The organism is Caballeronia sp., from assembly GCF_049581465.1.
Classification (GTDB): domain Bacteria; phylum Pseudomonadota; class Gammaproteobacteria; order Burkholderiales; family Burkholderiaceae; genus Caballeronia.
Window position 1 is genome coordinate 1 of record NZ_JBAUSA010000418.1, and the last position, 4762, is coordinate 4762.

At 59.2% G+C, this 4762-nt stretch carries 4 protein-coding genes; 3 read left to right on the plus strand and 1 reads right to left on the minus strand.

The genetic code is table 11. The features are described 5' to 3' along the window. The first annotated feature begins 47 nt into the window (after positions 1–47). The 3 genes from hpnJ to WCA53_RS10485 are packed head-to-tail and all read left to right on the plus strand — an operon-like array spanning position 48 to position 3828. Positions 48–1469, plus strand: coding sequence for a hopanoid biosynthesis associated radical SAM protein HpnJ (gene hpnJ, locus WCA53_RS10475; protein WP_423908813.1), 1422 nt, complete (start codon positions 48–50; stop codon positions 1467–1469). Further along, complete coding sequence (hpnI, locus tag WCA53_RS10480; RefSeq protein ID WP_423908816.1) at positions 1466–2770, plus strand: bacteriohopanetetrol glucosamine biosynthesis glycosyltransferase HpnI; 1305 nt, start codon at positions 1466–1468, stop codon at positions 2768–2770. The genes hpnJ and hpnI overlap by 4 nt, the downstream gene beginning before the upstream one ends. Before the next feature lie 32 nt (positions 2771–2802). Next, on the plus strand, positions 2803–3828 hold the full coding sequence (locus WCA53_RS10485; RefSeq protein WP_423908819.1) for a lysylphosphatidylglycerol synthase domain-containing protein: 1026 nt from the start codon (positions 2803–2805) through the stop codon (positions 3826–3828). A 38-nt stretch (positions 3829–3866) separates the two neighbouring features. Here the strand turns inward: WCA53_RS10485 and WCA53_RS10490 are convergent, their stop codons facing one another. Beyond that, positions 3867–4487, minus strand: a complete 621-nt coding sequence (locus tag WCA53_RS10490; RefSeq protein ID WP_423908822.1) for a hypothetical protein — start codon at positions 4485–4487, stop codon at positions 3867–3869. Positions 4488–4762: the final 275 nt, after the last annotated feature.

Genomic DNA, 4762 nt, shown 5'->3' on the forward strand with positions numbered 1-4762 from the left:
GCAATCGATTGCTCAATTTACCTACATCACGTCCGTCCGGAATACCCATGAAAACACTGTTTCTGCAGGCCCCTTCCTACGACGGTTTTGATGGCGGAGCGGGCTCGCGATATCAGGCGAAGCGCGAAGTCCGGTCGTTCTGGTACCCGACATGGCTCGCGCAGCCGGCCGCCCTGATTGAAGGAAGCCGTTTGCTCGACGCTCCCGCCGATGGCCTCTCGGTGCAAGCGTCGCTCGACGTAGCACAGCAGTACGATCTCGTCGTCATCCACACAAGTACGCCGTCCTTTCCGACCGACACGCTGTTCGCTGAACAATTGAAGCAAAGAAAACCGGCGGTACTCGTCGGCATGGTGGGCGCGAAGGTCGCTGTCGACCCACACGATTCGCTCGTGGCCAGCAAGGCAATTGATTTCGTGTGCCGCGAGGAATTCGACTTCACCTGCCGTGACGTGGCGCAAAGTCTCCCGCTCGCATCAATCCAAGGGCTGAGCTATCGATTGCCCGACGGTGAAATCATGCACAACGAAGGCCGCCCAATTCTCGAAAACATGGACGAGCTACCGTTCGTTGCACCGATCTACAAGCGCGACCTGAAGATCGAGAACTACTTCATCGGTTATTTAAAACATCCGTACGTATCGATCTATACGGGCCGGGGTTGTCGATCGAAGTGTACGTTTTGTCTCTGGCCACAAACGGTCGGAGGCCATCGCTATCGTACGCGCTCGGTCGAGAACGTGTTGGCAGAAGTGAAGTGGATCCGGGACAACATGCCAGAGGTCAAGGAGATCATGTTCGACGACGACACCTTCACCGACTTCAAGCCGCGAGTGGAAGAAATTGCGCGCGGACTCGGCAAGCTTGGTATCACGTGGTCCTGCAACGCGAAGGCCAACGTGCCGTATTCAACGCTCAAGATCATGAAGGAGAACGGCTTGCGTTTGTTGCTGGTCGGCTATGAGTCGGGTGACGACCAGATCCTGCTCAACATCAAGAAAGGCCTGCGTACCAATATCGCGCGGCGCTTCAGTGAAGATTGCCGCAAGCTGAACATCAAGATTCACGGCACGTTCATCCTTGGCCTGCCGGGCGAAACCCGCGAGACGATCGAGAAGACCATCGAATACGCTAAGGACATTAATCCGCACACCATTCAGGTCTCGCTTGCCGCGCCGTATCCCGGCACGACCTTGTACAAGCAAGCGGTCGACAATGGCTGGCTGCAGGAAAACAAGGTCATCAATCTCGTTAGTTCAAAGGGCGTCCAACTTTCGGCGATCGGGTATCCGCATCTGTCGCGCGAAGAGATTTATCACGGCCTCGAAGAGTTCTATAAGCGCTTCTATTTCAGGCCGTCGAAGATCTGGGAGATCGTGCGCGAAATGCTGATGAGCTGGGAGATGATGAAGCGGCGCTTGCGCGAAGGTGTGGAGTTCTTCAAGTTTCTCCGGGCTCACGAGGCATGACCCCGGACGTGCCCGACCTGCCGGGTCAGTTTCCCGGCCTGTCACATCCGAAGTACAGAAGGCTTCGAAGGCTGTGTGTGAGATCCGCGTGGCTGGCAGGCGCCACCCTGCTGATCGCGTTCGCCATCCACTTCGGCAGCCGGCATATCGCGCATGCAGCGCTTGGCTGGGCAGCTTATGTATGCGGCGCAAGCGCGGTCTTCGGGATCCTCTACATGCTGGCTGCCGCGGCGTTGACGAGGCGTTTTCTCGCGCGCACCTGCGCCGAGCCCAGTTCGTTTCCGGGTGTGACGATCATCAAGCCCTTACATGGGAACGAGCAGGCGCTGCTCGAAAACCTGTCGGGATTCTGCAGGCAGGATTATCCCGGGCCCGTACAGTACCTGTTTGGTGTCCACGACAAGACGGACCTTGCGCTCGAGGTGGTGGAACGTTTGCGGCACTTGCATCCTCAGGCTGAGATTGCGATCGTGGTCGACTCCCGGCTGTATGGCCCGAACCGCAAGATGAGCAATATCCTCAATATACTGCCCAACGCGCAGCATGACATCCTGGTGTTCGCCGATAGCGACGTCGGGGTCAGCCCCGGTTACCTGCGCGGTATTGTCGGCGAGTTGCAAAAGCCGGGAGTCGGGCTGGTCACCTGTCTTTATCGCGGGCTGCCGGATGCCGGCTTCTGGCCTCGACTGTCCGCCAAGGCGAGCAACTACCAGTTTCTCCCCGGCGTCGTGGTCGGCATGGCGCTTCGACTTGCGCGCCCCTGTTTCGGACAGACCATCGCGATGCGTCGTGTAACGCTCGAAAGAATTGGCGGTTTCTCACAGTTCACTCATCATCTTGCCGAGGACCATGCAATTGGTGAAGCGGTGCGGCAGCTGGGAGAAAAGGTCGTTGTTCCGCCCATCATCGTGACGCATGCGTGCGTTGAAACCAGCGCGGCGCAATTGATCTCTCATGAACTGCGCTGGAGTCGTACCATCCGGACAATCGATCCTGCCGGCCACCTCGGCTCGGCGCTCACACATCCGCTTGCGTTTGCCTTGTTCGCCATTGCGTTATCGGGCGCCGCCATGTGGACCTGGCCGCTCACGCTAGCGGCACTGTTCACGCGGCTCGCGCTGAAACTGCAACTGGACCACGCGCTTGGCCAGGCCTCGGGCGATCTATGGTTATTGCCAATCTGGGATCTGGCGTGCTTCGCCATTTTCGTCAGCAGCTTTTTCTCGACGCGCGTACTCTGGCGAGGCTTCCAGTTCAAAGTCGGCCGCGATGGCCTGCTCTATCCGCTCGGGGAGAAGTGATCGTTGCGGCTTAATTCCTTAACTCGAATCGCATGACTAAGCATCTTGGCCGTTTCGTCGCGGCACTTGGACTAATCGTGGCACTGGCGCTAGTGTGGCGCGAAGATCCACACTCGGTGTTCGCGCTGTTGCGCACCGCGGGTCCCGGCCTTGTCCTTGCCGCGGCCGTCCACGTGCTGCCAATGCTGGCCAATGCCCGGGACTGGCAAACGCTCATTGTCGGAACCGTCCGTCCGGGTCTGCTGTCCATGCTGCGGCTGGTCTGGATTCGCGAGTCCGTCAACAGCTTGCTGCCGGTTGCGCGGATCGGCGGCGAGATCGTCTCGTTCCGGCTGCTGACGCGCGCCGGTTTGCGGGCATCTACTGCCGCGGCGAGCCTGGTCGTCGACATGCAGCTCACCCTGATCAGTCAGCTCGTGATCACCCTCGTCGGCATAGCGTTCCTGCTGGGCCACGCCACGCCCGGTGAACGCCAGCTTGCCGTGGATGTGCTCTGGGGACTGGCCGTGCTGGCACCGCTCCTGGCAGGCTTTGCACTGATCCAGCATGTGAGCTTGTTTGAAAGAATGACCCGCTTGTTCAATCGGCTGACAAGCGGCCAGATTGCGGCACTAGCCGGCCCGTCACTACGCATCGACGAGTCGATCAAGCTGATCTGGAGAAGACATGGGGTTGTCTTGTGTTATCTGTTCATCTGGCAGCCGTTGCAGTGCCTCGCCACATCTGTCGAGATCTGGCTGGCACTCTACTTTCTAGGCTCGCAGATCAGTTTCGCCGAAGCTGTCGTGCTCGAATCGCTGATTCAAGCGCTCAGCAGCGCCGCGTTTTTCGTACCCGGTGCGCTGGGCATTCAGGAAGGTGGCTTTGTTCTGATCGGCGGCGCCCTGGGCCTCGATCCGTCTGTGAGTCTCGCTCTCGCGGGTGCGAGACGTTTGCGCGACCTGCTCGTCTTCGTTCCCGGACTGTTCGCATGGCAGCTTGCGGTGGCGCGCGAGCTGGGATCGTCCGGCGGCGATGGTTCAAAAAGTGGCGTTGAACACCAATATGCGGATCATTAGGCGCTTTCCGCCCCTCTGCGCGTCTTGAACATCAGCGCTCAAACCCTGCCCGCAACGTGCCAGAAGTCGATTTTTTCCTGCAGCCGCCGGCACTCGGGTTCGAGGCAATCGATGTCGTGCGCCACATTGCCATACGACGCTCGCAGACGCGCGATCACCCGTTCCGGTACCACCTGACAGCTCGAGGAATCGGACGCCGCGCGGTGGAGAAGCGAGAAAAACGTGCGCAGGTCACGCCGGGTATCGCCAACAGCATCGTCCTCGTATCGTGTCGATGAAGCTGGCCCGATCTGGTCGACAAGCCGGAATGCGTGTTTGATCTGGGAGCGGTTGTAGGTCCGCTGGAAGTAACTGTTGTCCCACGCACCACTGCACAGCGCGGCGTTTGCCTGGTCGGCGAGTCCGCGGCTGATGTTGACTACGGTGACCGTCTCGCGCAAGCGCTCGAGCCTGAGCATGTGCATCGCACGTCTCGCACGGATCGCCTCGAGAGCCGGTATCGCAAGACCAACGGAAACGCCGATGACATTCCCGAGTGTGCTGTAGAAAGAAGTGACCGTGCCCATCGACGTTCCGTACGCGTAGAAGCCCGCTACGAGCGCAAAGACCGTCATGCCAGCAGCGGGCATCAGGCGCACCTTCGTCGCTTTAGCGCTCATCACGTTGCTCCGCGAAAACTCCGTGGTTCAAACACCCCCTTACCGCATTCGAACCCATGCAACCCTCAGGATATTGACGCTCGTAGCAAGTGCCCCACGCAGAACGAGTAGCTCACTGCGATACACCCGGAAGCGATTACTGGTCCGAGAATCGCCTTTTATCGAGCTGTGCGATCATGAATTGACCTGCTTTTGATCTTAAGATTGTGATCCACGGGGGTGCCATGATTAGCCATATGCTCATTTGGGCGGCGGTGCCGCACAACAGTGACGGC